The organism is Streptomyces sp. Act143, assembly GCF_003143935.1.
GTDB lineage: Bacteria > Actinomycetota > Actinomycetes > Streptomycetales > Streptomycetaceae > Streptomyces.
Map to the genome: position 1 here is coordinate 6,272,883 of NZ_QFRX01000001.1, position 24,856 is coordinate 6,297,738.

Consider the following 24,856-nt stretch of genomic DNA (forward strand, 5'->3'; position numbering starts at 1 on the left):
GGCGGGCCTTTCTCAATGGGTCACTTGCCGTAGTACGCGTTGTAGATCGAGACCGTCGACTTGTTGTTCTTCTTGTCGGTGATCTTCGCGTGGAACGAGATGCCCTTGCCCTTGTCCGGGTTCTTCACGGTGATCCTGCCGTCCTTGACCGTGACCTTCTTCCAGGTCTGGCCGTAGTCGTAGGACACGTACACCGTCAGGGACTTGAGGTTGGAGCCCTTGGCCGCACCCTCGACCGTGACCGGGATCTTCACCGTCTCGCCCGCCTTGACGCGGCTGTCGAGGCCCGTCTTGGCGTTGAAGCGGACCGTGGAGGCCGGCAGCCTGACAGCGTCCTCGGAGGCGGCCTTCTTCGAGCGGAACGTGAAGCTCACGTCGATCCGCGTCGAGGCCGCCGCCAGCTTCACGCTCCGCTTCACGGACGACGTCAGCTTGTACTCGGCGTCCCCGGCGGGCACCGTGAACACCTCACCGAAGAGCGGGTCCTGGTTGGAGCCGACCTTCGTGCCGTTGCGGTACAGCTCGGTCTTCACCGAGGTGAAGTCCGACGAACCCGCGTGCTGGGCCCCGTCCGCGAACAACGGCAGCGCCCCGTAGAGGTAGTTGCCCTCGCGGAAGACGCCGTAGGTCTTGTTGAGGTGCGGGCCGAAGACCGCGGTGTTGAAGGTCTTCTTGTACGAGGTGCCCGCCTTGAGGACCTGCGGGTCACCCAGCGTGTAGCCGGCCTCCGGGATCGGGTTGCCGTCCGGGTCCTTGGCCCCCCCGAACTGCAGGAAGTCCAGACCCCACTTGATCCGGTCGCCCGTCGACAGCCGCAGGGTGCGGGTGCCGGGCAGCTTCTGCTCGACCATGGTGCCGAAGACACCGTCGTCGGGCAGCTCGCCCCACGGGCTGATCGCGCCGGTCTTGCCGCTCGCCGCGGCGCCCATGTTCGCCTTGACCGTGGCGAACTCGCTCTCCTTGAAGTGCCGGACCTTGTCGCCGACGAGGTGCTTGACCTTGGCGGTCGTCGCAACGTCGTACTCGGCGTTCGGGCCCTTGGCCCACTGCCCGTACCAGGTCTGGGTCAGGCCGCCGGAGACATCGGAACCGAGCGCCGCGACCCGGATGCTCCCGAAGGAGTCCAGGTTGACGGCGACGGGGAACAGCGCGGGCTCGTAGAAGTAGCTGATCATCGCCGACAGCGGCGTGGCCGAGGCATCCGGCACCGTGATGTCGGCCGACTTGGTCTTACGGGCGTCGATCGTCACCGAGCGGTTCTTGGTCATGCTCAGCTTCGGCTGGACCACCCAGTCGAGACCGCCCTCGAAGGTGACCCAGTCCTTGGCGATCCAGGCGTCCAGCAGGTACGTGCCCTTGGGCAGGCGCATCTTGGTGGTGCCGGACTCGTCGATCGTCACCTGGTAGCCGCGGTCCTTGGCCAGCCCCGTGTAACCGAACACGATGGTGTTGTAGTCCGCGGTCGGCCGGCCGTCCTTGCCGATGTGCTTGACGGTGAGGTCGTACGACTCCACCTCACGCTGCACCGCCGCGGCCGTACGCACCGTCTGGCCGCCGCCCGTCGCGGTCACGTACGCGGAGTACGCGCCGTCCACCGTGCCGCCCAGCTTGGTGTTCACCGTCGCCTTGACGGTGGCCTTGCCGCCCGCCGGGACCGTCACCTTGCTCGCGCCGAGCTTGAAGAAGCCCGAAGGAGCCGCCTGGCCCTTGGGGTTGGTGGCCTTCACCGACAGGGTGAGGGTCACGTCCTTCGTCCCGAGGTTGCGGTACGTCAGGTCCTTGCTGACCGGCTTGTCGTCGGTGTGCGGCCACTGCTGCGTCCCGAAGCTCACCGACACCGGGTCGGCGATCACGGTCTGCTTGATGGCCCTGTCGACCTGGATCCGGCCCGAACCCTGCTCGAACGCGGTGTACTTGCCGCCCTTCGTGGAGCCCGTGAGGGCGCCCTTCAGCTCGGTGTACGTCCAGTCCGGGTGCTCCTGCTTCAGGATCGCCGCCGCGCCCGCCACATGCGGCGTCGCCATCGACGTACCGGAGATGGTGAGGTAGCCGTCCGGCTTCTCGCCGACCTCCTGGTCGATGACGCTGCCCTTGGCGGCGGCGGCCGTGATGTCCACGCCCGGCGCGGTCACGTCCGGCTTGATGGCACCGTCGCCGGCGCGCGGACCGGTGGAGGAGAAGAAGGCCAGCTTGTCCTTGTCGTCGACGGCACCGACGGTGAGCGCGGCGTCCGCGCTGCCCGGCGAACCGATCGACTCCGGACCGGAGTTGCCCGCCGCGATCGCGAAGAGCACGCCCTTCTCGGCGGACAGCTTGTTGACCGCCGCCTCCAGCGGGTCGATCTCCGGGGTGTCCATGCCGCCGAGGCTGAGGTTGACGACGTCCGCGCCCTCCGCCGCCGCCCACTCCATGCCGGCGAGGATGCCGGAGTCGTCACCGGAACCGGTGTCGTCCAGGACCTTGCCGTTCAGGATCTTGGCGCCCGGCGCCACGCCCTTGTACTTGCCGTTCGACTTGGCGCCGGTGCCCGCAGCGATGGACGCGACATGCGTGCCGTGACCGAAGTGGTCGGTGGCGTCGGCGGCCGTGGAGAAGTTCTCGGCCTCGATCACCTGGTCCTTGAGGTCCGGGTGGGTCGCGTCGACCCCCGTGTCCAGGACGGCGATCTTGACGCCCTTGCCGTCGTAGCCGGCGGCCCACGCCTTCGGGGCGCCGATCTGCGGAACGGACTTGTCGAGGCTCGCGGTGCGCACCCCGTCCAGCCAGACGTGCGCGATGCCGGAGGCCGCCTTGTCGCCGTTGGTGACGGCGTCCCACAGCTCCGGCGTCTGCCGCGTCGACGTCTGCACCGCGTCCGCGTTGAGCGTCTTCAGGGTGCGGCGCAGGGTGCCCGCGTCGCGGACGTCGTCCTTGGCGCCGGTGGCGGCACCCTGGTAGCCGACGATCACCTTCAGGCCCTTGGCCTGCGACGTGCGGGTCGCGGACCTGTTGAGCTCGGTGACGTCGAACAACCGCTGGTCCATCTTCCCGGCGGCGACCAGGCGGGCCGCGTCACCGGGTATGACCAGGGTGTGGCCGTCCGCCTTGCGGACCTGGAAGGGTATGTGTTCCCGTCCCTTCGCCCGCTCCACGCCGACGACCCGCCCCTTGGCGTCCACGGCGACCCGGTCGCCCGTGATCAGGGTGATGCGGTGGTGGGAGGTGAGGGACGCGGCGGACTGCGCCGCCTTGTGCTCGGGCTTCGCCGCTGCCGGGCTGGTCATGCCCGCGGCGAGAGCGACCGCTGCTCCCGTGGCCACGGTGGCAGCACAAACTCTTTTCACTTGTCTGCGCAAGACTCCCCCTTGCTGAAGGTCCGGGCGAATTCCCCGTTCACCCGGCCGGGGGTGGTCCTGCACAGATATACGTGCACCCCCCGGAATACGCAGTATGCCGGGGGGTGATCAGGCACCTCAATAGACAGGTGACGCACAGCTTCGGACTGTTACGCGTTGCTCATACTCAGAAGCACGCGCTCTCGTACTCAGGAGTTCACGTTCTCGTACTCAGGAGTTCGCGTTCTCCTTCACCGTGATCTTGCCCTTGCGAATGGTGGCCAGGCGCGGCGCTTTCCTCGCGATCGCGGAGTCGTGGGTGACCATGATGAAGGTCAACCCCAGCTCCTTCCACATGCGTTCGAGCACGTCCATGATCTCGTCGCGCATCGACTCGTCGAGATTGCCGGTGGGTTCGTCGGCGAGCAGCACCTTCGGCTGCTTGACGAGGGCGCGGGCGATGGCGACGCGCTGCTGCTGGCCGCCGGACATCTCGGAGGGGAGGTGGCCCAGCCGCTCGCCCAGGCCCACCGACCTGAGGGCCTCCGCGGCACGTTCCCTGCGGTCCTTGACCTTGACGCCGAGGGGGACGAGGGCGGTTTCCACGTTCTCCTGGGCGGTGAGCGTGGGGATGAGGTTGAAGCTCTGGAAGACGAAGCCGATGTTCTCGCTGCGGACCCTCGTGAGCCTGGCCTCGGACAGCCGCGCCAAGTCGGTCCCGTCCAGGACGACTTCGCCGGACGTGGGCTTGTCCAGGCCGCCCAGCATCTGGAGGAGGGTGGACTTGCCGCCGCCGGTGGGGCCCTGGATGACGAGGCGGTCCCCGTCGGCGATGGTGAGGTCGACGCCGGCGAGGGCGTCCACCGTCTCCTTGCCCCGGGTGTAGCGCTTGGTGACGTTTCTGAGTTCGTACATGGTGGTGCCTCCTGGGTGGGGTGGTGATCGCTACTCGACGCGCCGCAGTGCGTCCGCCGGACGCAGCCGCGAGGCACGCCATCCGCCGAACGCCCCCGCGATCAGCCCACCGGCCACCGCCAGGCCCACCGCGATCGCCACCGTCGCCGCGCTCACCGGAGCCGTCAGGGCCACGTCCAGCGTCTTGGCCGCCGCCTGGCGACCGGGGCCGCCGAAGCCACCGCCGCCGGGTCCGCCGCCCATGCCGCCGCCACCGCCACCGCCGCCCAACTGGGCCTCCAGCGTGGGGCTGATGGCCGTGACGACGTACGCGCCCGCCAGGCCCAGGGCGATGCCGAGGGCGCCGCCGAGGAGGCCGTTGACCATCGCCTCGCCGACCACCTGCCGGGTGACCCGGCCCGAGCGCCAGCCGAGGGCCTTCAGCGTGCCGAACTCGCGCACGCGGCGGGAGACCGCGGAGGAGGTGAGCAGGCCGGCGACCAGGAAGGCCGCGATCAGGACCGCGATCGACAGCCACTTGCCGACGTTCGTCGCGAGGGAGGACGCCGTGGACAGGGAGCCGGAGACGGTGTCGGCGAGGTCGGCGGAGGTCGTCACCGTCGTACCGGAGATGTTCTTCTGGATGGTCGACTTGACGCTGTCGATCTGCTGCGAGTCGGTCGCCTTGACGTAGATCGTGGTGACCTTGTTCTTCGAGTCGCTGAGGGTCTGCGCCTGCTTCAGCGGGATGTAGAGGTTGGCCGCCGCGTCACCGCTGCTGGCCGTCGCGATGCCGATCGCCCGGTACTTGGTGCCCTTGATGGTGATCGTGGAACCGACCTTGTACTTCTTCTCCTTGGCGTACGCCGAGTCGACCACGACGACCTTGGCGTCGGTCTCGGAGGTCTTGAAGGTGCGGCCGCTGGTGATCTTCGAGGAGGTCAGCGGGCCGAGGGCCGGCTCGGTGACGTCGGTGCCGAAGACGGAGTAGTTGTTGACGTCGAAGTCCGCGCCGCCGCCCTGCACTTCACCCTGCGGCTGGCCGTTGCCGCCGCCGGGGCCGCCCTGCCGGTCGCCGCCGTTGCCGTTCTGCTGGAACTGGCCGCGGGTGAACTGGCCGCTCACCTTGATGACCTGGAGGCTGAGGCCGCCCACGGCGTCCGCGACGCCCTTCTGGTCGCCGACCTTGGTGACGGTCGAGGTCGCCAGGGTCTGGAAGCCCTGGACCATCACGCGGTCGCTGCTCTGCTCCTCGTCGGAGTCGCTGTCCTGCGCGTCGAAGTTGAAGCGCGGGCGCTCGGAGCTGTTGGCGGAGGGCGCGGCGGCGGCCTTGGTGACCGTCATGTCGGTGCCGAGGCCGTACAGCGACTGCAGGACCTTGTCCTGGGCCTTGCCCATGCCCGAGGACACGGAATTGACCACGATGACCAGCGCGATGCCGAGCGCGAGCCCGGAGGCGACGACGAGGGCCGCCTTTCTGCGGCGGCGCAATTCGCGCCTCAGGTAGGTGAAGAACATGGCCGCAAGGTAGGTACGGCGCGTGATGGCTGGATAAGGCTGAAATAAGAGAACGATGAGAAGGCTGTCCGTCGGCCAGGAGACAGCCCGCACGAGCCTGTCAGGCGGAGGTGCAGCGTCCGGGGGGCCTGGCGTGTTTCTGTGGGGTGCATGACCACAGAGACCGTCGAATACATCCGTTATCGCATCCCGGAAGACCGTTCGGCCGAGTTCCTGTCCGCCTACACCCGCGCCGCGGCGCAACTGGCCGCGGCCCCGCAGTGCGTCGACTACGAACTCGCCCGCTGCGAGGAGGACTTCGAGCACTACGTCCTGCGCATCACCTGGACCTCCACGCACGACCACATCGAGGGCTTCCGCAAGTCCGAGCTGTTCACCGACTTCCTCGCCGAGATCCGGCCCTACGTCGGCGACATCGAGGAGATGCGGCACTACAAGCCGACGGCGGTACGGGGGACCGGGGCGGCCGTACCCACCCTGTACGCGTGGGCCGGCGGCGAGGAGGCCTTCGCGCGGCTGACGTCCGTCTTCTACGAGAAGGTGCTCAGGGACGACCTGCTCGCGCCGGTCTTCGCGGGGCTGGCCCCCGAGCACGCCGCGCACGTCGCGATGTGGCTCGGCGAGGTCTTCGGCGGCCCGGCCACCTACTCCGAGACCCAGGGCGGCCACGGCCACATGGTCGCCAAGCACATGGGCCGCGGCATCACCGAGCCGCAGCGCCGCCGCTGGGTGAACCTGATCCAGGACGCCGCCGACGAGGCGGGCCTGCCGACGGACGCCGAGTTCCGCTCGGCGTTCCTGGCGTACGTGGAGTGGGGCACACGGCTCGCCGTGTACTTCTCCGGCCCGGACGCCAGGCCACCGGCCGAGCAGCCGGTGCCGCGGTGGGGGTGGGGCGTGACACCGCCGTACCAGGGGTGAGCAACCGGCTTCGCCGGGACGGGGGCAGCCCTTCTTTTCGGTGGCCGGGCCTTCGGGGCCGCCGGCGGGCTTTCGCGGCTGGCGTCAGCCTTTCGGGGCCGTCGCGTCCTTGCCCACCCGCGTCGCGTCCGTCCCCCAACTGGCCAGCAGGCGCAAGGCCTCGGCGGACGGGGAACCCGGTTCGGCTGCGTAGGTGATCAGGGCCTGTTCGGTGCCGTCGGCCAGGCGGAACGACTCGAAGTTCAGGGTCAGTTCGCCGACCAGCGGATGCATCAGACGCTTGACGCCGTAGCTCTTCTCCTTGACGTCGTGAGTGGCCCACAGCCGTCTGAACTCCTCGCTCTTGACGGAGAGTTCACCGACCAGCGCGGCCAGGCGCGGGTCGTCGGGATGGCAGCCCGCATCCATGCGCAGGAAGCTGACCATGTCGTACGCCTTCTGGTCCCACTCCACGAACAGGTCGCGGTACTCGGGGCGCAGGAACACCAGCCGCGCCCAGTTCCGCTCCTGCGGCGACAGCTCCGACCAGTCGCCGAAGACGGCGGCGGCCATCCGGTTCCAGGCCAGGATGTCCGACCGCCGGCCCGTGATGTACGCGGGGACGCCGTCCATCGAGTCCAGCAGCTGCCGCAGCGCCCCGCGCACCTGCTCCGTCCGCGCCGTCGGCTTCTTCTTGTGCTGCTTCGGCTTCGCGAGATGGGTGAGATGCGCATGCTCGGCGTCGTTCAGCCGCAGCGCGCGGGCGATGGCGTCGAGGACCTCCGCGGACACGTTCCGCCCGTTGCCCTGTTCCAGGCGGGTGTAGTACGCCACCGAGACACCCGCCAGCTGGGCCAGCTCCTCGCGCCGCAGCCCCGGCACCCGCCGGTGCCGCCCGAAGTCCGGCAGCCCCACGTCCTCCGGCTTCAGCCGGGCCCGCCGGGTGCGCAGGAACTCGCTGAGCTCGGCCCGCCGGTCCAGGGTGCCACCGACTCCGCCGCGTTCCTCCGCCGTCTCGGCCATCTCGGCCATCTCGTCCATACGTCAAGTATTCACGGTCGTACGTTCACCATCCTGTCCCCGCCAGTAGTAGGACCAGCGAGCGTACGCAAAGCTGTGACCTGGGTGAATGCCGCACCCTCCGGCACGCTGGTCGTCGTGCCCGGCCGGAAGGCAGCCGGGTGCGACCCCCTCTCTGCTAGGAGAACCCCGGCATGACCACCGTTGCCGCGTACGCCGCCCCCGCCGCGAAGGCCCCGCTGGAGCGGACCACCATCGAGCGTCGCCCGGTCGGCGAGTTCGACGTCCTGATCGACATCAAGTTCGCCGGCATCTGCCACTCCGACATCCACCAGGCCCGCGAAGGCTGGGGCACGGCGATCTTCCCGATGGTCCCGGGCCACGAGATCGCGGGCGTCGTCTCCGAGGTCGGCCCCGGCGTCACCAAGTACGCCGTCGGCGACCGGGTCGGCGTCGGCTGCCTCGTCGACTCCTGCCGGGAGTGCGACAACTGCAAGGCCGGTCTGGAGCAGTACTGCACCGGCGGCAGCGTCGGCACGTACAACGCCATCGGCAAGGACGGTGAGCCCACCTACGGCGGCTACTCGGAGAAGGTCGTCGTCGACGAGAACTTCGTCGTCCGCATCCCCGACGGCCTGTCCCTCGACGAGGCCGCGCCGCTGCTCTGCGCCGGCATCACCACGTACTCCCCGCTCAAGCACTGGAACGCCGGCCCCGGCAAGAAGGTCGCGATCCTCGGCATGGGCGGCCTCGGCCACATGGGTGTGAAGATCGCGCACGCGCTGGGCGCCGAGGTGACCGTCCTCTCCCAGTCCCTGCGCAAGAAGGACGACGGTCTGAAGCTGGGCGCCGACCACTACTACGCGACCAGCGACGAGGCGACCTTCAAGGAGCTGGCGGGCACCTTCGACCTGATCCTGTCGACGGTCTCGGCCCCGCTGGACCTCGACGCCTACCTGTCCCTGCTGAAGACGGACGGCGCGTTCGTGAACGTCGGCGCCCCCGAGGAGCCGGTCAAGCTCAACCTCTTCTCCGTGATCGGCGGCCGCAAGACCCTCGCCGGGTCCGGCATCGGCGGCATCCAGGAGACCCAGGAGATGCTGGACTTCTGCGCCGAGCACGGCTTCGGGGCCGAGATCGAGCTGATCAGCGCCTCGGAGATCAACGAGGCGTACGAGCGGGTGCTGGCGAGCGACGTCCGCTACCGGTTCGTGATCGACACGGCGACGATCTGAGCCACTTGCCGAGGGCGCCTGCCACCGCTGCGACCGCGGTGGCAGGCGCGGCGAAGGCCGTGAGTGCCGTGAGTGCCGTGAGTGCCGTGCGTGCCGTGAGTGCGGTGAGCGCGGTGCGTGCCGTGAGTGCGGTGAGCGCGGTGAGCGCGGTGCGTGCCGTGAGTGCGGTGAGTGCGTCCGCCGGGATCTCCAGCGGAAGGACGTAAGCCTCACCACCCCCACCTGATCGACTTCAAAAGAATCCGCCCCCGCCTGTCACATCGCTCCCGGCCGCCGCGTCATACCGCCGAAGGCAGTTCGATGCGACGCAACGGGAGCAGTCATGGAGCACACGGAAACCATCCTCGTCACCGGCGGCACCGGAACCCTGGGCGGCCACGCGGTCCCGCTGCTGCGGGCGGCCGGCCGCTCGGTACGGGTCCTCAGCCGCCGCGAACGCGAGAACGCGGGCGGAGTCGACTACGTGACCGGCGACCTGATGACGGGCGACGGCGTCGACGCGGCACTGGCGGGCGTCGACACGGTCCTGCACCTCGCGGGCGGCCCCAAGGGCGACGACGTGGCCACCCGCACCCTGGTCCGGGCGGCCCGCGCGGCCGGCGTACGCCACCTCGTCTACATCTCGGTCATCGGCGCCGACCGCGTCCCGCTGGCCTGGCTGCGCACCAAGCTGGACTCGGAGCGGGCCATAGCCGACTCGGGCATCGCGTGGACGATCCTGCGGGCCGCCCAGTTCCACGACCTGACCCTCACGATGGTCGAGAAGATGGCGAAGCTTCCCGTCCTCCCGGTGCCGGGAGGCCTGCGTCTCCAGCCGGTCGACTCGGCCGAAGTCGCCGCGAGAATGGTGGAGTTGACGCTGGACGAACCGGCCGGCCGGGTCCCGGACATGGCGGGCCCGAAGGTGTACGACATCGCCGCGCTGGTCCGCCCCTACCGTGAACTCCGCGGCGGCCGGGGCCGGTTGAGGGTGCCGGTCCGTATCCCGGGAAAGGCCGGCAAGGCGTACCGCGCGGGCGCGAACCTCACGCTGGAGGGGGCGGAGACGGGGAAGCGGACGTGGGAGGAGTTCCTGGCGGAGCGGGTCTGACGGTTGCGGTTGCGTGCGCGGGGGTTGTGTTGCCCGCGGCCCCACTCGGGGCGGAGTGGTTCGCGTCGCGCCTCAGCCGAGTCTTCAACAGGCCCTGAACCCGTCCCACTTGCTGGGCCGGCTGAGTGCGAAGCCCCGGTTTGTGTCCTGGGGCGGAGTCCCGCTGGGTGACCTTGAGCGCGCTTCCCGCCCGCCGGTCACCCCTGCGGAGCGGGGTAGGGGCGCTCCGGCGGCAGTAGCCGGGCGGCGGCGTCGAGGTCACCGCTGCCGACCAGTGCGTGGATCTCACGGGCGAGCGGGGTCACATCACGGATGGACACCGTCCACTCGTCGGCGTAGCGCCGCGAGGCCTCGCCGGAGAGGCCGAGTTGCAGGGAGCGGTACGGCAGCGGCCGCAACCGCAGATCCCGCTCGGGGTCCCACTGCACGCGGGCCGGCGACCGCTTCAACTCCCGCTGCCAGGTGGCCAGGTCGGGGTGCACACCGCGCTCGTAGCTCGACAGGCAGGAGTTCCGCAGCGCCCACTCGAAGCCGTCGCGGGTGATCTCCACGGCGAGAACGGTCTCCTGACCCTCCTTGGTGCCCCATCCGCAGCGGTACATCATCCAGGTGAAACTGGGCTTGATCCATGTCATGCGGTCGCGTTTCCAGGCGGCGGGAAAACGGCCGTCACGGGCGGCGGGGAGGCCGAGCGCGGGGGAGTAGGCCTGGTAGACGGTGATGGTGGAGTCGGTGTGGACGGCGCGGATCTGGTGTTGCGGTGTTTCCATGGCGTACAGCGTGCGGTCGGCGGACGAGTGGAGACCACTGATTTTCCGCTCGGTGATGTGGGGTGGCCGGGCGGTGGGGCGGGTGGTCGGGCGGGCGGCGGGGCGGTCGGGCGGAGCTGTCAGGTGGCGCCGGCGCGGGTCCAGAGGGTGAGGCCGCTGCTCGTGGCGACGGCGAGGGTACGGCCGGAGGGCGAGAAGCCGGCGGCCCGCAGCTCGCTGTAGCGGGAGTTGTGGCCGTTCGGTGCACGACCCGGGGCGAGGGCTGCGCGGACCCTGTGTGCTCAATACACTCGGCGATCGCGCCCATCGCGGCGCACACTCGCATATCGGGGGACGAACCATGAGCAACTGGAACCCGGGCGGACAGTCGCCCCAGGGGCCGCAGCCCTACCAGCCGCAGCCACCTCAGCCCTATCCGCCCCAGCCCTACGTGCCGCCACAGCCCCAGCCGCCCTACCCGGGGCCGCCGGTGCCGCCGCCGGGCGGGCCGATCACCCGGCTGCGGCGGCGGATCGGCCCCATCCACACCGCGCGCAGGGTCTTCACCCCGTCACGGCCGGGCATCGTCTCGGACCCTGAGGTGGCGCGGATGCGGAAGATCAGGACCCTGGTCGGCGTGGGCGCGTTCCTGTGGATGTCTTACTCCTACAAGATCGCCCCCAAGCTCAGCGATGCGGCGGACGAGCAGGTCGACAAGTCGTGGACCAGCGCCCTCGTGCTGGCGGTGACCCTCCCGGTCGTCGTCGGCGTCCTGTACGGCCTGGCCGCTCCGGCCGCGCGACGGGACCTGCTGCGCCGGGCAGGGCGGTGCTTCGGCGCGATCGTGGCCATGATGGCGGCGGCCTCCGTCTTCCCGATCATCGTGCTCTCAGGGTTCTTCGAGGGCCAGGAACCCCTCGTGGAGGGCCACTTCACCGTGACGAAGGGCCTCATCCTCGCGCTCACCCTCTTCGTCCTCTTCTGGGTGACGCCGTTCGTCGTCTGGGGCGTGGGACTCGCCGTCCAGCACGTGTTCCGCACCGCGGACATCCACGAGACGGTGCCGCCGCTGCTGATCATGGCGTTGGCGTGGGAGATGGCACTGATCGACATCTTCACCGGCGCCCACGAGGGCGTGCCGACGGTGATCCGGTACGTGTTCATCCTGGGCGCCCCGATCTCCGTCACGGCGGTGGGCCTGTGGGAACTGCACCGGCTGCGCGTGCACTACGGGCTGGGGATGCAGGGACTGCTGATGCGCTAGGGACGGCGCCTCGCAGGACGTACCAGTGATCTGGTGTTGAGGTCGTGGGTCGCCACATGAGGCGTCCCCTCTTTCAGATTGCGGCGTGCTGCTGCGGCGGGCAGCGCGCTCGCGCTGTGCCGCGTGGATGGGCGATACCCGGCTGGAACCTGTCGGGTTGTCGGAGGCCGAGCGACGGAGATACCGTGCGCCGCTGGCGCGTACGACTACCTCGCTCCGCCGGTCAATGCCGTCGTCTTCGCGATGGACGAGAAACCACAGATCCAGGCTCTTGAGCGGACCGCAACGGTCCTGCCGATAGATGACCTGGACCGCCAGGCGCTTGTCGGTCTGACGGTCTGACGGTCACCAGATCACTAGCCCGATACTTGCGCTCGTGCGATCTGGGAGCGCAGGGCACGGCTGACCGGGGCAGTTCCAGTCAGCAGGCCGCTGCGCGTTGCCGAAACATCAGGAGGCAGAACCTCAGCCCTCCGCCTTGGCCACACCGACCGGGCAAGAGACACCGGTGCCGCCCAACCCGCAATACCCTGCCGGGTTTTTGTCGAGGTACTGCTGGTGGGAAAAGTGCCTACTCAAGTACCTGTGATCAGTGCTGTCTATTGAGTTGCCCTGTCCTGCTGGAGCTCATTCAAGTGCGACCGCGTAGCGCGCCATGACGTCCAGGAGTAGTTCGACGCGGATTCGGCTGCGGCTGTCCACCGTCCCCTGGACGCTCACCGATACCTTGCTGCCGCCTACGGATCGAGCGACGTGGAGGTCTAGGCGGGTGCGTCCGACGAGAGGGTAGGTGTACCAGGCCGAGGGTGGCTGTTCGTCGTCGGTGTGGGGGAGGGCCATGTCGATGGCCAGCCAGTCGCTGTCGTCGAAGTCGTAGGCCACTTCCGCTGCGAGCGACTCGCAGAAGGCACGGAGGTTGGATTCCCGGATCCACCCCTCCGCGACGGTCCTGCTGCGAGGCGCCTCGGCCGAGGGGGCCATGGTGTCGAGGTCCTCATGCAAGGCATCCAGCACCCGATGCGTCGGCTCGCCGGCGGACGTGGTCTCCATGAGGACCCATCCGGGCAGCTGCTGCCGGAGGTCGGTGGGCAGGTCGTCGCTGTCCGGGTCCGCCAGCCGGTAGAGGATGCCGAAGGCGGTTTCCCGGGCGACGGCGCGGGCGATCCACGCTGCTTCCGACACGGGATCGGTGTGGTGGGCTCCCTCCGCATTCATTCCGGCGCGAAGGGAGTCGATCGAAGCGGTGTCCCAGCCCTCGATGTCCTGGGACAAGGCACGCAGGAGCCGGTACCGAGCCAATTGAGGAAGGCCCTCCTCGACCTCCGACTCGGCCCAGCCCTGCGGGTCCTCTGCGCCGAGAGCGGCGAGCAGGCGTCCAAGCGTCTCGGCGTCGGTCATCGGTGCTCAGCCGTCGGCCTTGGCCACGCCGATCGGGCACGACACCCCGGTCCCGCCCAGCCCGCAGTACCCGTCCGGGTTTTTGCTGCCTGAAAGGTACTGCTGGTGATATCCCTCGGCCGCGTAGAACGGGCGGGTCTCCGCCGGGAGGATTTCCGTGGTGATCGTGCCGTGGCCCGTGCGTGTCAGGGCCTTCTGGTAGGTCTCGCGGGACGACTGTGCCGTCTGGGCCTGGGCGGGGGTATGGGTGTGGATCGCCGAGCGGTACTGGGTGCCCACGTCGTTGCCCTGGCGGAAGCCCTGGGTGGGGTTGTGGGATTCCCATAAGGTCTTCAGGAGGCGGTCGTAGGAGATGACGGCCGGGTCGAAGACCACGCGGACCATTTCGGCGTGGCCGGTGAGGCCCGAGCAGACCTCCTCGTACGTGGGGTTCTCGGTGTGGCCGCCCTGGTAGCCGACCAGGGTCGTGTACACACCGGCCGGGAGTCGCCAGAACGCGCGCTCGGCGCCCCAGAAGCAGCCCAGGCCGAAGTCGGCGATCTCCAGGCCCTCGGGGTAGGGGCCGAGGAGCGGGGTGCCGAGGACGGTGTGGCGGTCGGGGACCGTGAAGATCGGCTCCGGGCGGCCCTTCAGCGCCTGCTCGGCGGTGGGCAGGACAGGCGTACGGCCGGACAGCAGCATCGTGGCGGCTCCTTCTCGCGTCGTCGTCCGGGCGGTGGGCGTCGGACGGCCCCACCGCCCGATGCCTACCGCCCGACCACCTCGGGCCGGGCCCCAGGGAGGGCAGGCTGTGGGGGCGGGGCGGGCGGCAAGGGTGGCAACGCCGGGGCAGCCCTCCCGCATTCCGGCAGCAGCCCTCAGTGCGGCAGCGTCGCCGGGCTGCCGCCGTTCGCCTCGTAGCCCGCCACCGCCAGCGCCCGGTAGACCGCGAACTCGGCCGCCGGGTCGGGGGACAGGGTCCACGGCAGGGCGCCCACATGGCCGTCGATGTGGACGAGCTGGTTCATGGCCTCGGCCCAGCGCTCGCCGCGCACCAGGAAGAACACCAGCATGTGCCGGACGTGCGCCAGCATCGGGTCGTCCGCGCGGGCCGAGTGCACGGCGTGCAGGGCGCCGTGCATCGCCTTCGTGACGACCTCGCTCTGATAGAAGCCGGCGACCAGGTTGACCTCGGGCAGATGCTCGAAGACCGCGAACAGCGGCATCGCCGACAGGAGCGAGCCCTGGGGCGCCCGCGCGGCCGCCGCCTCCGCGAAGGACATCGCCAGCTCACGCGAGCCGTGCCACTTCTCGCACCAGTAGTGCAGCGCCGCCAGGTGCGCACCCATGTGCGCCGGCGCGCGGTCCAGGATCTTCAGCCAGAGCTGCTCGAACTCCTCGCGCGGGTACGCGAGCCCCCGCGCCACCGACAGCTCGACGATGTACGGGATCGGATCACCGGGAGCCAGCAGCGCCGCCTCGGCGCACGCCGCCTTCGCCTCCTCCATGATGATCCGGAAGTCGTCCGTCCCCGGCGTCGCCGTCCGCCACGCCTGCTGCACCAGGAACTCCGCGTGCACGGCCGCGCCGCCCGCGTCCTTCGGCGCCTCGGCCCGCCACACCCGCAGCCACTGCCCGCCCGGCGTCTCGCTCACCCCGCCCGGCCGCTGCGCCAGCTCGAGGGAGGCCGCCCCCGCGAAGGCCTGCACGCGCTGCCATCGCAGCTCGCCCGCCGTCTCGGTGCCGGCGAGCAGCTGGGAGGCCGCGCGGTAGTCCTGGGTGCGCTGCACCAGGTCCAGAACGTCCAGCAGGTCCTGGTCGGGGCCGGGCATCCGGACGTCCAGCTCCTCCTGCCGTACGAAGCCGTAGTCCGCGGGGTCCGCGGCGTCGGGGTGGCCCGGCGAGACCTGCTCGATCATGCCCCGCCTGCGCCGCAGGACCGGAAGCAGCACGAAGCCCAGCATGACCACCGCCATCAGGGCCCAGAGAATCTCCATGGCACAAGCGTTCCAGACACCGCCGACAATTGGCCAACCCGGTCCCCGGCCTGTGGACGGACTGGCCTTCGGCGGGGTCCCCGGCCTGTGGACGGACCCCGTCTGTGGCGGGCTCTCCCCCTGTGGACGAACCGGCCCGTCGCGCAGTTCCCCGCCGGTGGACGAACCCGCCGTGGGGCGGGGGAGATGCGCGTGGGCAACCCGTGCCGACGGTCGTGGGCAACCCGTGCGACGGTCGTGGGTAACCAGTACCGACGGCCGTGGACACCCGTACCGACGGCCGTGGACACCCGTACCGGCGGAGGTGGACACCCGTACCGGCGGAGGTGGATACCCCGTGCCGGTGGCCGACCGAGGCGGGCCGGCGGCCGGGGACAGTCTCGGCGCCGACATCGGTCCACGATGCGGACTACGCTCGGGGCTCATGAGCGACAGGCACATCAGTCAGCATTTCGAGACCCTCGCGATCCACGCGGGCAACACCGCTGATCCCCTCACGGGCGCGGTCGTCCCGCCGATCTACCAGGTCTCCACCTACAAGCAGGACGGCGTCGGCGGCCTGCGCGGCGGCTACGAGTACAGCCGCAGCGCCAACCCCACCCGCACCGCCCTGGAGGAGAACCTCGCCGCCCTCGAAGGCGGCCGCCGGGGTCTCGCGTTCGCGTCCGGACTGGCGGCCGAGGACTGCCTGCTGCGTACGCTGCTCAGCCCGGGCGACCACGTGGTCATCCCCAACGACGCGTACGGCGGCACCTTCCGCCTCTTCGCCAAGGTCGTCGCCCGGTGGGGCGTGGAGTGGTCGGTCGCCGACACCAGCGACCCCGCCGCCGTTCGGGCCGCCATCACCCCGAAGACCAAGGTCGTGTGGGTGGAGACCCCCTCCAACCCGCTGCTCGGCATCACCGACATCGCCGCCGTCGCGCAGGTCGCCCGGGACGCGGGCGCGAAGCTCGTCGTCGACAACACCTTCGCCACGCCGTACCTCCAGCAGCCGCTGTCGCTCGGCGCCGACGTCGTGGTGCACTCCCTGACCAAGTACATGGGCGGCCACTCCGACGTCGTCGGCGGTGCGCTCATCGTCGGTGACGAGGCGCTCGGCGAGGAACTCGCGTACCACCAGAACGCGATGGGCGCGGTCGCCGGCCCCTTCGACTCCTGGCTGGTGCTGCGCGGCACCAAGACGCTGTCGGTGCGCATGGACCGGCACAGCGAGAACGCCACCAAGGTCGCCGACATGCTGACCCGGCACGCGCGCGTGACGAAGGTTCTCTACCCGGGCCTGGAGGACCACCCCGGGCACGAGGTCGCCGCCAAGCAGATGCGGGCGTTCGGCGGCATGGTCTCCTTCCGGGTCGAGGGCGGCGAGGAGGCGGCCGTCGAGGTCTGCAACCGCGCCAAGGTCTTCACGCTGGGCGAGTCCCTCGGTGGCGTCGAGTCGCTCATCGAGCACCCCGGCCGGATGACGCACGCGTCCGCCGCGGGCAGCGCCCTGGAGGTGCCCGCAGACCTGGTGCGCCTCTCCGTGGGCATCGAGAACGTCGACGACCTGCTGGAGGACCTGCAGCAGGCCCTGGAGCGCTAGCCGACCGGCCTCGTCAGCCGGCGTCGTCAGCCGGCCTCGTCAGTCAACGGCTCACCGGCCGGCGGCTCACCGGCCGGCGGCTCACCAGCCGGTCAGCGGTGGGGTCGTCTCCGACGGCGGCTCCACCCAGGGGCGGGCCATCACCGCCCAGACGACGAAGGCGATGCTCGCCGCGAACAGCAGGAACCACATCACGCGGCGGGCCGCCCGCCGGCGGCGCAGCATGCGGGTGCCACGGCGCACCACCTCGGCGTGCAGCTCCGGCGGCACCGGCGGCGGCACCCGCTCCATGACCCGCCGCACGGCGGCCTCACGCTCGGGCCGGTTCACGGCCGTCCCCTTCCAGTCATGCGGCTGCTCCGCCGAGGGCCCCACGGCCGCGACCCCTCATGACGCCGCCACCTTCGCTCCGCCCACCGCCGGGGCCGGGCCCCGTGGTGGGTGCAGCAATGTCGCCGTGGCCCGGTCGCAGATCGTGTGGACGCGTTCCGTCGGCAGGCCGAGAAGTGCCGCCGTCTGTTCCTCGGCGACCCCCTCGTAGAGCCTGAGGACGAGGACCAGCCGCTCCTGCGGGGCCAGGCCGGCCAGCGGGCTGGCGGGATGGGGACGGGTGCCCAGCAGGCCGCCGTACTGGTGCCACGCGCCGCGGGCGAAGCGGGTCGCCAGGTACTGGCGGGTGCGGTCGTACGGGTCCTCGCCGTGCAGTCCGTCCCAGCACGCGTACGTGTGCGCCAGCGACAGTGTCAGCAGGCGCCGCGCGCGCGGGTTGTCGTCCGGAGCCTCCGCCGTGAGCAGCGTCGCGGCATGCAGCAGCCGCCCGGCCGCGCCCGCGACGAACGCCTTGAACTCCCGGGCTCGGCGGGCGTCTTGGGACGCATGCCGTTGTCGCACCGCGCCTCCCGCCTCAGGCCGACCGTACGAGGGAACCCGGCCCCGGGGCGCGTACGGGCTGTTACGGAACACGCAACCCTGTACGACTCGGGACCCGGTCTCATATGAGGCCAGGGGTGGCCTTTCGGTCAAGAGTCGCGCGCCGTTCGGCCAAGGCCGCGTGCGCGGCGCTCGATCCGGAGCGTGCCCACTCCACAGACCCACGCACCACCCCGACGCGCCGGCGCACACCTGCCCCGCGCACGCCCCGCCGCGAGCCGCACCCGCGCACTACCAGGCGCGCGCACCGCCACCGGGCACCACCAGGCGCGCGGCATCAGTCCCGCCTACCGCCACTCGCCACTGCCACCCGCCCCCGCCACCCGCCGCTCACGCGCGCGTGCCGGTCAGCCCGGTCACGCCGGTCGCGCCGGTCGCGCCGGTCCTCAGGACGTCGACGGTGATTCCGCCCCCGACAGGCCCTGGGCCGCCATCCGGGAGGAGAGCGCGGTGTTGAAGCGTGTGAGGAGCGTGCAGAAGGCCTCGCGCTCCTCCGGCGCCCAGTCGTGGGTCAGCTCGGCCATCAACTGACGCCTCGACGAGCGCACTTCCTCCAGCCGCGACAGCCCGCGCGGGGACAACTGGAGCACCACCGCGCGCCCGTCCTCCGGGTGCGAGGTGCGCTTGACGAGCCCGGTGTCCACGAGCGGCGCCACCTGCCGGGTGACCGTCGACGAGTCGATGCCCATGCTCGCGGCGAGCGCCTTGACGCCCATCGGGCCTTCGTTGTCGAGGCGGTTGAGCAGCAGGTATGCGGCGCGGTCCATGGAGTTGCGCACCTGCCCGACCCCGCCGAGTCGGGTCTGTTCCGCACGGCGGGCGAAGACCGCCACCTCGTGCTGCAGCGTGTCGAGGAGACCGGTGTCACCGACGGTCGTCATGTCCATCGACATTTCAGGTGTTGTGGGCATGGCCGGGGGCTCACTTCAGATAAGGGGTGCTGGGTTGGGGGACAGGGTACGCGGCCGGAAGGCGGGTCGTACCGGCGCTGCGCAATCCGGTCTCGGAGGTTGGTCACAGCGGCCGCTCCCGCCTGTGAACTGCGATGCTTGTGTCATGAGCTATGGCACGGCTGACTCCTTGCACTCCCTGCGGTCCGTCACTCTCGACGACGTGCGCGGCGCCCAGAAGATGCTCACGGGCGTGGCGCGGGTGACGGCCATGGAGGGCAGCCGCCACCTCTCCCAGTCGGTCGGCTCACCGGTGCACTTCAAGTGCGAGAACCTCCAGCGGACCGGGTCGTTCAAGCTCCGTGGCGCGTACGTGAGGATCGCCGGGCTGCTGCCCGAGGAGCGGGCCGCCGGGGTCGTCGCCGCGAGCGCGGGCAACCACGCGCAGGGCGTGGCGCTGGCCTCGTCCCTGCTGGGCGTGCGGTCGACGGTGTTCATGCCCAAGGGTGCCCCGCTGCCCAAGATCAGCGCGACCCGGGAGTACGGCGCCGAGGTGAGGCTGCACGGGCAGGTGGTCGACGAGACGCTGGCCGCCGCGCAGGAGTACGCGGAGCGGACGGGCGCGGTCTTCATCCACCCCTTCGACCACCCGGACATCATCGCGGGCCAGGGCACGGTCGGCCTGGAGATCCTGGAGCAGTGCCCGGAGGTGCGCACGATCGTGCTCGGGATCGGCGGCGGCGGTCTCGCGGCCGGGGTCGCGGTCGCGGTGAAGTCGCTCCGGCCCGATGTGCGGATCGTGGGCGTGCAGGCGGCGGGCGCGGCCGCGTATCCGCCCTCGCTGGCGGCCGGGCGCCCGGTGTCGATCGAGAACCCGGCGACGATGGCCGACGGCATGAAGGTCGGGCGGCCGGGCGACGTGCCGTTCGCGATCGTGGGCGAGCTGGTCGACGAGGTGCGCACGGTCACGGAGGACGAACTGTCCGCGGCGCTGCTGCTGAGCCTGGAGCGGGCCAAGCTGGTCGTCGAGCCGGCCGGCGCGAGCCCCGTCGCGGCGCTGCTGAGCGACCCCGGCGCCTTCGAGGGGCCGGTCGTCGCGGTGCTGTCCGGCGGCAACGTCGACCCGGTCCTGTTGCAGCGCGTCCTGCGCCACGGCATGGCCGCGCAGGGCCGCTACCTGGCCGTACGGCTGCGGCTGACCGACCGTCCGGGCGCCCTCGCCACGCTCCTCGGGGTGTTGTCAGTGGTCGACGCTAACGTCCTCGATGTGAGCCACGTACGGACCGACCCACGGCTCGGGCTCACGGAGGCGGAGGTCGAGCTGCACCTGGAGACCAAGGGTCCTGAGCACTGCGCCGAGGTCGGCCGAGCCCTGCGGGACGCGGGTTACACGGTCATCGACTGAAGCCGTCGATCGAGATCATCGATCGAGGTCATCGATCGAGGCGGTCGATCGAGGCGGACGGTCAGGGCCATCGACCGAGGTCAGCGGCTCGGATTCACCCTTTCGGGAAAGTCCGTTGAGACTCGCGATACATCGCGTTATGGTGTGTCTCGTATCCCGAATCCCCGCCCGGCGTCAAAAAAGAACGCGCGGCGGAACCCGCACAAACCTAGGCTTTTCGAAGAATCCCCGACGACGTGGAGACTCATATGCCAGGCGCCATCTACGCCGAAGGCCTGGTGAAGACCTTCGGCGACGTAAGGGCTCTGGACGGCGTCGACCTCGACGTGCCGGAAGGCACCGTCCTGGGCCTGCTCGGGCCGAACGGCGCGGGCAAGACGACGACCGTCCGTTGTCTGACGACCCTGCTGCGCCCCGACCGCGGCAAGGCGGTCGTCGCCGGCATCGACGTCCTCAAGCACCCCGACGCCGTGCGCCGCAACATCGGGCTGTCCGGCCAGTTCGCGGCGGTCGACGAGTATCTGACCGGCCGCGAGAACCTCCAGATGGTCGGCCGGCTCTACCAGATGAAGGCGAAGGCGGCGAAGACCCGCGCGGCCGAGCTCCTGGAGCAGTTCGACCTCGCGGACGCCGCCGACCGCCCCACCAAGACCTACTCCGGAGGTATGCGCCGCCGCCTCGACCTCGCCGCCGCCCTGGTCGTCTCCCCGCCCGTGATGTTCATGGACGAACCGACGACCGGCCTCGACCCGCGCAACCGCCAGCTGCTGTGGGACGTCATCAAGCGACTCGTCTCCGGCGGTACGACCCTGCTGCTGACCACGCAGTACCTCGAGGAGGCCGACCACCTCGCCCATGACATCGCCGTCGTCGACCACGGCCATGTCATCGCCCAGGGCACCTCCGACCAGCTCAAGGCCCGCACCGGCGGCGAGCGCGTCGAGGTCGTCGTCCACGAGCGCGAGGACATCGCGACCGCCTCCGAGGTCCTGCGCGGCTTCGGCAAGGGGGACACCACGGTCGAGGAGCACACCCGCAAGCTCACCGTCCCCGTCACCGGCGGCGCCAAGCTGCTCGCCGAGGTCATCCGCGAACTCGACACCCGCGGCATCGAGATAGACGACATCGGACTGCGCCGCCCCACCCTCGACGACGTGTTCCTCTCCCTGACCGGCCACGTGGCCGAGGAGAAGGACGCGGAGAGCGACGACGGGGGCGGCGGCGAGAGCGCCAAGAAGGCCGCCAAGACCGGCAAGGAGGCCGTCAGGAAATGAGTGCCGTCACCGACACCGCACGCATCGCACCGGCCACCAACCCGGTCAGCCAGTCCGTCCGGGACTCCATGGTCGTCGCGAAACGCAATCTGATCCGCATGTCGCGGATTCCCGAGATGATCATCTATGGGCTCATCCAGCCCATCATGTTCGTGGTGCTGTTCACCTACGTCTTCGGCGGCTCCATGCAGATCGGCGGCAGCACCAGCGCCGTCGACTACAAGAACTTCCTGATGGCCGGCATCTTCGCGCAGACCGTCACGTTCGCCACCGCCAGTTCCGGCGCGGGCATCGCCGACGACATGCACAAGGGGCTCATCGACCGGTTCCGCTCGCTGCCCATGGCCAGGGGCGCGGTGCTCACCGGGCGTACCTTCGCCGACCTCGTCCAGACCGCGCTCACCCTGATAGTCCTCGCGGTGGTCGCCCTGCTGGTGGGCTGGCGCGTCGGATCGGACGCGGACACCAACGTGGGCAAGGTGCTGGGCGCCTTCGGGCTGCTGCTCCTGCTCGGGTACGCGTTCACCTGGATCGGCGCCCTGATCGGCATGTCCGTCCGCACCCCCGAGGCGGCCACCTCCAGCGGGCTGATCTGGCTCTTCCCGGTCACGTTCATCTCGAACGCGTTCGTGGACACCAGCCACATGACGCCGTGGCTGCGCCATGTCGCCGACTGGAACCCGTTCAGCGCCACGGTCCAGGCCTGCCGGGAGCTGTTCGGCAACCCCGGGGTCTCGCCCTCCGAGGCATGGCCGATGCAGCACCCGGTATGGGCCTCGCTGATCTACTCGCTCCTGATCATCGTCGTGTTCAGGACGCTGGCGGTCCGGAAGTACCGCTCGGCGACAGCATGACAAGACCCCCGGGGTCCCGAGGGACACCGGGGGCCGTCAGAAACAGGTCTCGGCTGCCGGAGATCGAGGTCTCAGCCGCTGTAGGGCTCCGCCTTGAGGATCGTCACGGAGGCCTTCTTGCCGTTGGGCAGCTCGTACTCCGCGTCCTCGCCGACCTTGTGGCCGATCACGCCGGAGCCCAGCGGGGACTGCGGTGAGTAGGTCTCGATGTCGGAGCTGGCGTATTCGCGGGAGGCGAGCAGGAAGGTCATCGTGTCGTCCTCGTCGCCGTCGAAGGCGATCGTGACGACCATGCCGGGCGCCACCGCGCCGTCGGCGGACGCCGGAGCCTCGCCGACCTTGGCCTTCTCCAGGAGCTGGGTCAGCTGGCGGATGCGGAGCTCCTGCTTGCCCTGCTCTTCCTTGGCCGCGTGGTACCCGCCGTTCTCGCGCAGGTCGCCCTCCTCGCGCGCGGCCGCGATCTTCGCGGTGACTTCCTCGCGCGCGGGACCAGACAGGTACGCCAGCTCCTCCTTGAGCTTGGTGTACGCCTCCTGCGTAAGCCAGGTGACGTCTTCGCTGGTCTGGGTCACAGGTGCTCCTCGTAGGTACTGGGAATACAAAGCATCGCCCTACCCAGAAGAATGTTCCTTCACGGAAGGGCGAAACCACGAGCCTAACAATTCAACGGCTGAAGGGGGAGGACATAAGCCATCAGAATCACGTCGACGCAGGTCAGCCAGTACGTAATACGGATGACCTCAGTCGGCGTGGCAACCCAGCAGCTCGGCGGTGGTGCCCGGCGACGTGGTACGGAGCGTGACGACCTTGTCGATGCGCGTGGCGTCCCCGGAGAAGCGGAAGTCGGCCCGGCCGACCTCGGAGCCGTTCTCCGCCTGGGAGCGGACCGTGCAGTAGCCGCTGGCGCCGGCGTCCTTGCGGACCTCCAGGTGCACCTGTACCGAGTCCTTGCCCGGCTCGAAGGTGATCACCTCGGCGCTGATCTTGTTCTGACCGACGTAGTGCCAGGCGAAGTAGCCCACCATCGCGAGCAGCAGGGCCCCGAGGACGGCACCGGCGATCTTGAGCTTGTGGTCGGCGCGTTCGTCCGAGGAGCGGCCGTAACGGCCCTCGGGCAGTCGCGTGGTCGACGCGCTCATGATCGTCCTCTCGGCAGAAACCGGGCAGAAACGGGGCCGCACCCGGACCCCGGAATTATTCACCCTCCGATTCGGTCACTATAGAAGCCGCCGATCGCACCCGAAGACACCGGGGCGCCGACTTACCAAGGATTGAGTCTTGACTGACCAGCTGCGACTGATGGCCGTTCACGCGCACCCCGACGACGAGTCGAGCAAGGGCGCGGCCACCATGGCGAAGTACGTGTCCGAGGGGGTGGACGTGCTGGTCGTGACCTGCACGGGCGGGGAGCGCGGCTCCATCCTCAATCCGAAGCTGCAGGGCGACACGTACATCGAGGAGCACATCCACGAGGTACGCAAGAAGGAGATGGACGAGGCCCGCGAGATCCTCGGCGTCAAGCAGGAGTGGCTCGGCTTCGTCGACTCCGGCCTGCCCGAGGGCGACCCGCTGCCCCCGCTCCCCGAGGGCTGCTTCGCCCTGGAGGACGTCGACAAGGCGGCCGGCGAGCTGGTCCGCAAGATCCGCGCGTTCCGTCCCCAGGTGATCACCACCTACGACGAGAACGGCGGCTACCCGCACCCCGACCACATCATGACCCACAAGATCTCGATGGTGGCGTTCGAGGGCGCGGCGGACACCGAGAAGTACCCGGAGGCGGAGTTCGGCCCCGCGTACCAGCCGCAGAAGCTCTACTACAACCAGGGCTTCAACCGCCCCCGCACCGAGGCGCTGCACCAGGCGATGCTGGACCGCGGCCTGGAGTCGCCGTACGGGGACTGGCTCAAGCGCTGGGACGAGTTCGGGATGAAGCAGCGCACGCTGACCACGCACGTGCCGTGCGGGGACTTCTACGAGATCCGCGACAAGGCGCTGATCGCGCACGCCACGCAGATCGACCCCGACGGCGGCTGGTTCAAGGTCCCGCTGGAGATCCAGAAGGAGGTCTGGCCGACGGAGGAGTACGAGCTCGCGAAGTCCGTCGTCGATACCTCCCTCCCCGAGGACGACCTCTTCGCGGGCATCCGGGACAATGCCTGACATGAGCGCAAGCGTGAGCCTGGCAATGACGCATCTCGTCCCCCTCGCCAAGGAGGTGGACGAGAACAAGGTCACCCCCGGCGTCCTCGGCTTCATCGTCTTCGCGGTGATGGCCCTGGCGGTGTGGGGTCTGATGAAGTCGATGAACCGGCAGCTGGGCCGGGTCGACTTCAAGGAGACCCCGGACCCGGACGCCGGGAAGCAGGCCGACGCCGAGCCGCAGAAGAGCTGAACGGCGGGGCGGACAGCCCCTTCGGTTCCGCGGCTGTCCGGGGTGGTCGGCCGGTGACAGCAGCAGGTGCGCCGACTCCGGCCGTACATGGTCGGAGTGGGCGCCCGCGGGTCCGTGGCCGCGGACGAGGGCAGAGCGGTGCCGTGCCCGCACCTGAGCGGGTGCCGTGCC

Annotated in this window: 23 protein-coding genes and 1 pseudogene; 10 read left to right on the forward strand and 14 right to left on the reverse strand. The window is 70.0% G+C overall.

Going from position 1 to position 24,856, the window contains the following annotated elements; all coding sequences use genetic code 11:
- Positions 1-20: 20 nt before the first annotated feature.
- From DI272_RS28670 to DI272_RS28685, 3 genes are all read right to left on the reverse strand, one after another.
- Positions 21-3,263: a S8 family serine peptidase gene (locus tag DI272_RS28670; protein WP_109498106.1), complete on the reverse strand. Its 3,243-nt coding sequence runs from the start codon at positions 3,261-3,263 to the stop codon at positions 21-23.
- Positions 3,264-3,545: 282 nt separating this feature from the next.
- Positions 3,546-4,229, reverse strand: a complete 684-nt coding sequence (locus DI272_RS28680; RefSeq protein ID WP_109498108.1) for an ABC transporter ATP-binding protein — start codon at positions 4,227-4,229, stop codon at positions 3,546-3,548.
- Between the two features lie 30 nt (positions 4,230-4,259).
- The gene (locus tag DI272_RS28685; protein ID WP_109498109.1) at positions 4,260-5,726 is read right to left on the reverse strand and encodes an ABC transporter permease; all 1,467 of its coding nucleotides are present in this window, start codon (positions 5,724-5,726) and stop codon (positions 4,260-4,262) included.
- A 150-nt stretch (positions 5,727-5,876) separates the two neighbouring features.
- Here DI272_RS28685 and DI272_RS28690 point away from each other — a divergent pair, with 150 nt between their 5' ends.
- The gene (locus DI272_RS28690; protein WP_109498110.1) at positions 5,877-6,647 is read left to right on the forward strand and encodes a group II truncated hemoglobin; all 771 of its coding nucleotides are present in this window, start codon (positions 5,877-5,879) and stop codon (positions 6,645-6,647) included.
- 84 nt (positions 6,648-6,731) lie between these two features.
- On the opposite strand, the gene DI272_RS28695 is transcribed toward DI272_RS28690, so the two are convergent.
- Entirely contained in the window at positions 6,732-7,667 is a 936-nt protein-coding gene (locus tag DI272_RS28695; RefSeq protein ID WP_181387339.1) for a helix-turn-helix transcriptional regulator, read from the reverse strand.
- A 173-nt stretch (positions 7,668-7,840) separates the two neighbouring features.
- Here DI272_RS28695 and DI272_RS28700 point away from each other — a divergent pair, with 173 nt between their 5' ends.
- On the forward strand, positions 7,841-8,881 hold the full coding sequence (locus DI272_RS28700; RefSeq protein ID WP_109498111.1) for an NAD(P)-dependent alcohol dehydrogenase: 1,041 nt from the start codon (positions 7,841-7,843) through the stop codon (positions 8,879-8,881).
- A 322-nt stretch (positions 8,882-9,203) separates the two neighbouring features.
- A complete protein-coding gene (locus DI272_RS28705; protein ID WP_109498112.1) occupies positions 9,204-9,971 on the forward strand; it encodes an SDR family oxidoreductase in 768 nt (255 codons plus the stop codon).
- 197 nt (positions 9,972-10,168) lie between these two features.
- On the opposite strand, the gene DI272_RS28710 is transcribed toward DI272_RS28705, so the two are convergent.
- Positions 10,169-10,741 (reverse strand): DUF4291 domain-containing protein, encoded by a 573-nt coding sequence (locus DI272_RS28710; RefSeq protein WP_109498113.1) that lies wholly within the window; start codon positions 10,739-10,741, stop codon positions 10,169-10,171.
- 340 nt (positions 10,742-11,081) lie between these two features.
- Between DI272_RS28710 and DI272_RS28715 the strand changes: the two genes are divergently transcribed.
- Positions 11,082-11,984, forward strand: a complete 903-nt coding sequence (locus DI272_RS28715) for a hypothetical protein (protein ID WP_258314707.1) — start codon at positions 11,082-11,084, stop codon at positions 11,982-11,984.
- A 465-nt stretch (positions 11,985-12,449) separates the two neighbouring features.
- On the opposite strand, the pseudogene DI272_RS45550 reads toward DI272_RS28715, so the two are convergent.
- From DI272_RS45550 to DI272_RS28745, 4 genes and pseudogenes are all read right to left on the reverse strand, one after another.
- Positions 12,450-12,545: pseudogene (locus DI272_RS45550) on the reverse strand (peptide-methionine (S)-S-oxide reductase); the annotation flags it as partial.
- A gap of 66 nt (positions 12,546-12,611) precedes the next feature.
- Positions 12,612-13,382, reverse strand: coding sequence for a hypothetical protein (locus DI272_RS46040; protein ID WP_309221674.1), 771 nt, complete (start codon positions 13,380-13,382; stop codon positions 12,612-12,614).
- Between the two features lie 6 nt (positions 13,383-13,388).
- Positions 13,389-14,060, reverse strand: a complete 672-nt coding sequence (gene msrA / locus DI272_RS28740; RefSeq protein ID WP_109501086.1) for a peptide-methionine (S)-S-oxide reductase MsrA — start codon at positions 14,058-14,060, stop codon at positions 13,389-13,391.
- A 179-nt stretch (positions 14,061-14,239) separates the two neighbouring features.
- Complete coding sequence (locus DI272_RS28745) at positions 14,240-15,358, reverse strand: hypothetical protein (protein ID WP_109498115.1); 1,119 nt, start codon at positions 15,356-15,358, stop codon at positions 14,240-14,242.
- A gap of 424 nt (positions 15,359-15,782) precedes the next feature.
- Between DI272_RS28745 and DI272_RS28750 the strand changes: the two genes are divergently transcribed.
- Positions 15,783-16,940, forward strand: coding sequence for a cystathionine gamma-synthase (locus tag DI272_RS28750; RefSeq protein ID WP_109498116.1), 1,158 nt, complete (start codon positions 15,783-15,785; stop codon positions 16,938-16,940).
- Between the two features lie 81 nt (positions 16,941-17,021).
- On the opposite strand, the gene DI272_RS28755 is transcribed toward DI272_RS28750, so the two are convergent.
- The 3 genes from DI272_RS28755 to DI272_RS28765 all read right to left on the reverse strand — a co-directional run bounded on the left by DI272_RS28755 (position 17,022) and on the right by DI272_RS28765 (position 18,763).
- Positions 17,022-17,270, reverse strand: a complete 249-nt coding sequence (locus DI272_RS28755; protein WP_109501087.1) for a hypothetical protein — start codon at positions 17,268-17,270, stop codon at positions 17,022-17,024.
- A gap of 57 nt (positions 17,271-17,327) precedes the next feature.
- Complete coding sequence (locus tag DI272_RS28760) at positions 17,328-17,831, reverse strand: sigma factor-like helix-turn-helix DNA-binding protein (RefSeq protein WP_109498117.1); 504 nt, start codon at positions 17,829-17,831, stop codon at positions 17,328-17,330.
- Positions 17,832-18,256: 425 nt separating this feature from the next.
- Positions 18,257-18,763, reverse strand: a complete 507-nt coding sequence (locus DI272_RS28765; protein ID WP_181387340.1) for a MarR family winged helix-turn-helix transcriptional regulator — start codon at positions 18,761-18,763, stop codon at positions 18,257-18,259.
- A 163-nt stretch (positions 18,764-18,926) separates the two neighbouring features.
- Between DI272_RS28765 and ilvA the strand changes: the two genes are divergently transcribed.
- The 3 genes from ilvA to DI272_RS28780 all read left to right on the forward strand — a co-directional run bounded on the left by ilvA (position 18,927) and on the right by DI272_RS28780 (position 22,293).
- On the forward strand, positions 18,927-20,165 hold the full coding sequence (gene ilvA, locus DI272_RS28770; RefSeq protein WP_109498119.1) for a threonine ammonia-lyase: 1,239 nt from the start codon (positions 18,927-18,929) through the stop codon (positions 20,163-20,165).
- A gap of 248 nt (positions 20,166-20,413) precedes the next feature.
- Positions 20,414-21,439, forward strand: a complete 1,026-nt coding sequence (locus DI272_RS28775) for an ATP-binding cassette domain-containing protein (protein WP_109498120.1) — start codon at positions 20,414-20,416, stop codon at positions 21,437-21,439.
- Positions 21,436-22,293 carry an ABC transporter permease gene (locus DI272_RS28780; RefSeq protein ID WP_109498121.1) on the forward strand — a complete coding sequence of 286 codons (858 nt, stop codon included), beginning with the start codon at positions 21,436-21,438 and terminating at the stop codon, positions 22,291-22,293. Before DI272_RS28775 ends, DI272_RS28780 begins: the two co-directional genes overlap by 4 nt.
- A gap of 71 nt (positions 22,294-22,364) precedes the next feature.
- Here the strand turns inward: DI272_RS28780 and greA are convergent, their stop codons facing one another.
- Together greA and DI272_RS28790 are read right to left on the reverse strand one after the other, a co-directional pair.
- A complete protein-coding gene (gene greA, locus DI272_RS28785) occupies positions 22,365-22,865 on the reverse strand; it encodes a transcription elongation factor GreA (RefSeq protein WP_109498122.1) in 501 nt (166 codons plus the stop codon).
- A gap of 168 nt (positions 22,866-23,033) precedes the next feature.
- On the reverse strand, positions 23,034-23,432 hold the full coding sequence (locus DI272_RS28790; protein ID WP_109498123.1) for a DUF4307 domain-containing protein: 399 nt from the start codon (positions 23,430-23,432) through the stop codon (positions 23,034-23,036).
- Between the two features lie 160 nt (positions 23,433-23,592).
- On the opposite strand from DI272_RS28790, the gene mca reads away from it, so the two are divergent.
- Positions 23,593-24,453 (forward strand): mycothiol conjugate amidase Mca, encoded by an 861-nt coding sequence (gene mca, locus DI272_RS28795; protein ID WP_181387558.1) that lies wholly within the window; start codon positions 23,593-23,595, stop codon positions 24,451-24,453.
- Positions 24,446-24,685, forward strand: a complete 240-nt coding sequence (locus DI272_RS28800; protein ID WP_181387341.1) for a hypothetical protein — start codon at positions 24,446-24,448, stop codon at positions 24,683-24,685. Before mca ends, DI272_RS28800 begins: the two co-directional genes overlap by 8 nt.
- The last annotated feature ends 171 nt before the right edge of the window (positions 24,686-24,856 follow it).

Bases quoted from the DNA above. Each gene is read 5' to 3' on its own strand.
- DI272_RS28775 (WP_109498120.1), top strand. From the start codon at position 20,414: ATGCCAGGCGCCATCTACGCCGAAGGCCTGGTGAAGACCTTCGGCGAC.
- ilvA (WP_109498119.1), top strand. From the start codon at position 18,927: ATGAGCTATGGCACGGCTGACTCCTTGCACTCCCTGCGGTCCGTCACT.
- DI272_RS28705 (WP_109498112.1), top strand. From the start codon at position 9,204: ATGGAGCACACGGAAACCATCCTCGTCACCGGCGGCACCGGAACCCTG.
- DI272_RS28710 (WP_109498113.1), bottom strand. From the start codon at position 10,741: ATGGAAACACCGCAACACCAGATCCGCGCCGTCCACACCGACTCCACC.
- DI272_RS28685 (WP_109498109.1), bottom strand. From the start codon at position 5,726: ATGTTCTTCACCTACCTGAGGCGCGAATTGCGCCGCCGCAGAAAGGCG.
- DI272_RS46040 (WP_309221674.1), bottom strand. From the start codon at position 13,382: ATGACCGACGCCGAGACGCTTGGACGCCTGCTCGCCGCTCTCGGCGCA.
- DI272_RS28750 (WP_109498116.1), top strand. From the start codon at position 15,783: ATGAGCGACAGGCACATCAGTCAGCATTTCGAGACCCTCGCGATCCAC.
- DI272_RS28780 (WP_109498121.1), top strand. From the start codon at position 21,436: ATGAGTGCCGTCACCGACACCGCACGCATCGCACCGGCCACCAACCCG.
- DI272_RS28680 (WP_109498108.1), bottom strand. From the start codon at position 4,229: ATGTACGAACTCAGAAACGTCACCAAGCGCTACACCCGGGGCAAGGAG.
- DI272_RS28790 (WP_109498123.1), bottom strand. From the start codon at position 23,432: ATGAGCGCGTCGACCACGCGACTGCCCGAGGGCCGTTACGGCCGCTCC.
- DI272_RS28765 (WP_181387340.1), bottom strand. From the start codon at position 18,763: ATGTCGATGGACATGACGACCGTCGGTGACACCGGTCTCCTCGACACG.
- DI272_RS28700 (WP_109498111.1), top strand. From the start codon at position 7,841: ATGACCACCGTTGCCGCGTACGCCGCCCCCGCCGCGAAGGCCCCGCTG.
- DI272_RS28800 (WP_181387341.1), top strand. From the start codon at position 24,446: ATGCCTGACATGAGCGCAAGCGTGAGCCTGGCAATGACGCATCTCGTC.
- DI272_RS28715 (WP_258314707.1), top strand. From the start codon at position 11,082: ATGAGCAACTGGAACCCGGGCGGACAGTCGCCCCAGGGGCCGCAGCCC.
- DI272_RS28695 (WP_181387339.1), bottom strand. From the start codon at position 7,667: ATGGACGAGATGGCCGAGATGGCCGAGACGGCGGAGGAACGCGGCGGA.
- DI272_RS28690 (WP_109498110.1), top strand. From the start codon at position 5,877: ATGACCACAGAGACCGTCGAATACATCCGTTATCGCATCCCGGAAGAC.
- mca (WP_181387558.1), top strand. From the start codon at position 23,593: ATGGCCGTTCACGCGCACCCCGACGACGAGTCGAGCAAGGGCGCGGCC.
- DI272_RS28670 (WP_109498106.1), bottom strand. From the start codon at position 3,263: ATGACCAGCCCGGCAGCGGCGAAGCCCGAGCACAAGGCGGCGCAGTCC.
- DI272_RS28745 (WP_109498115.1), bottom strand. From the start codon at position 15,358: ATGGAGATTCTCTGGGCCCTGATGGCGGTGGTCATGCTGGGCTTCGTG.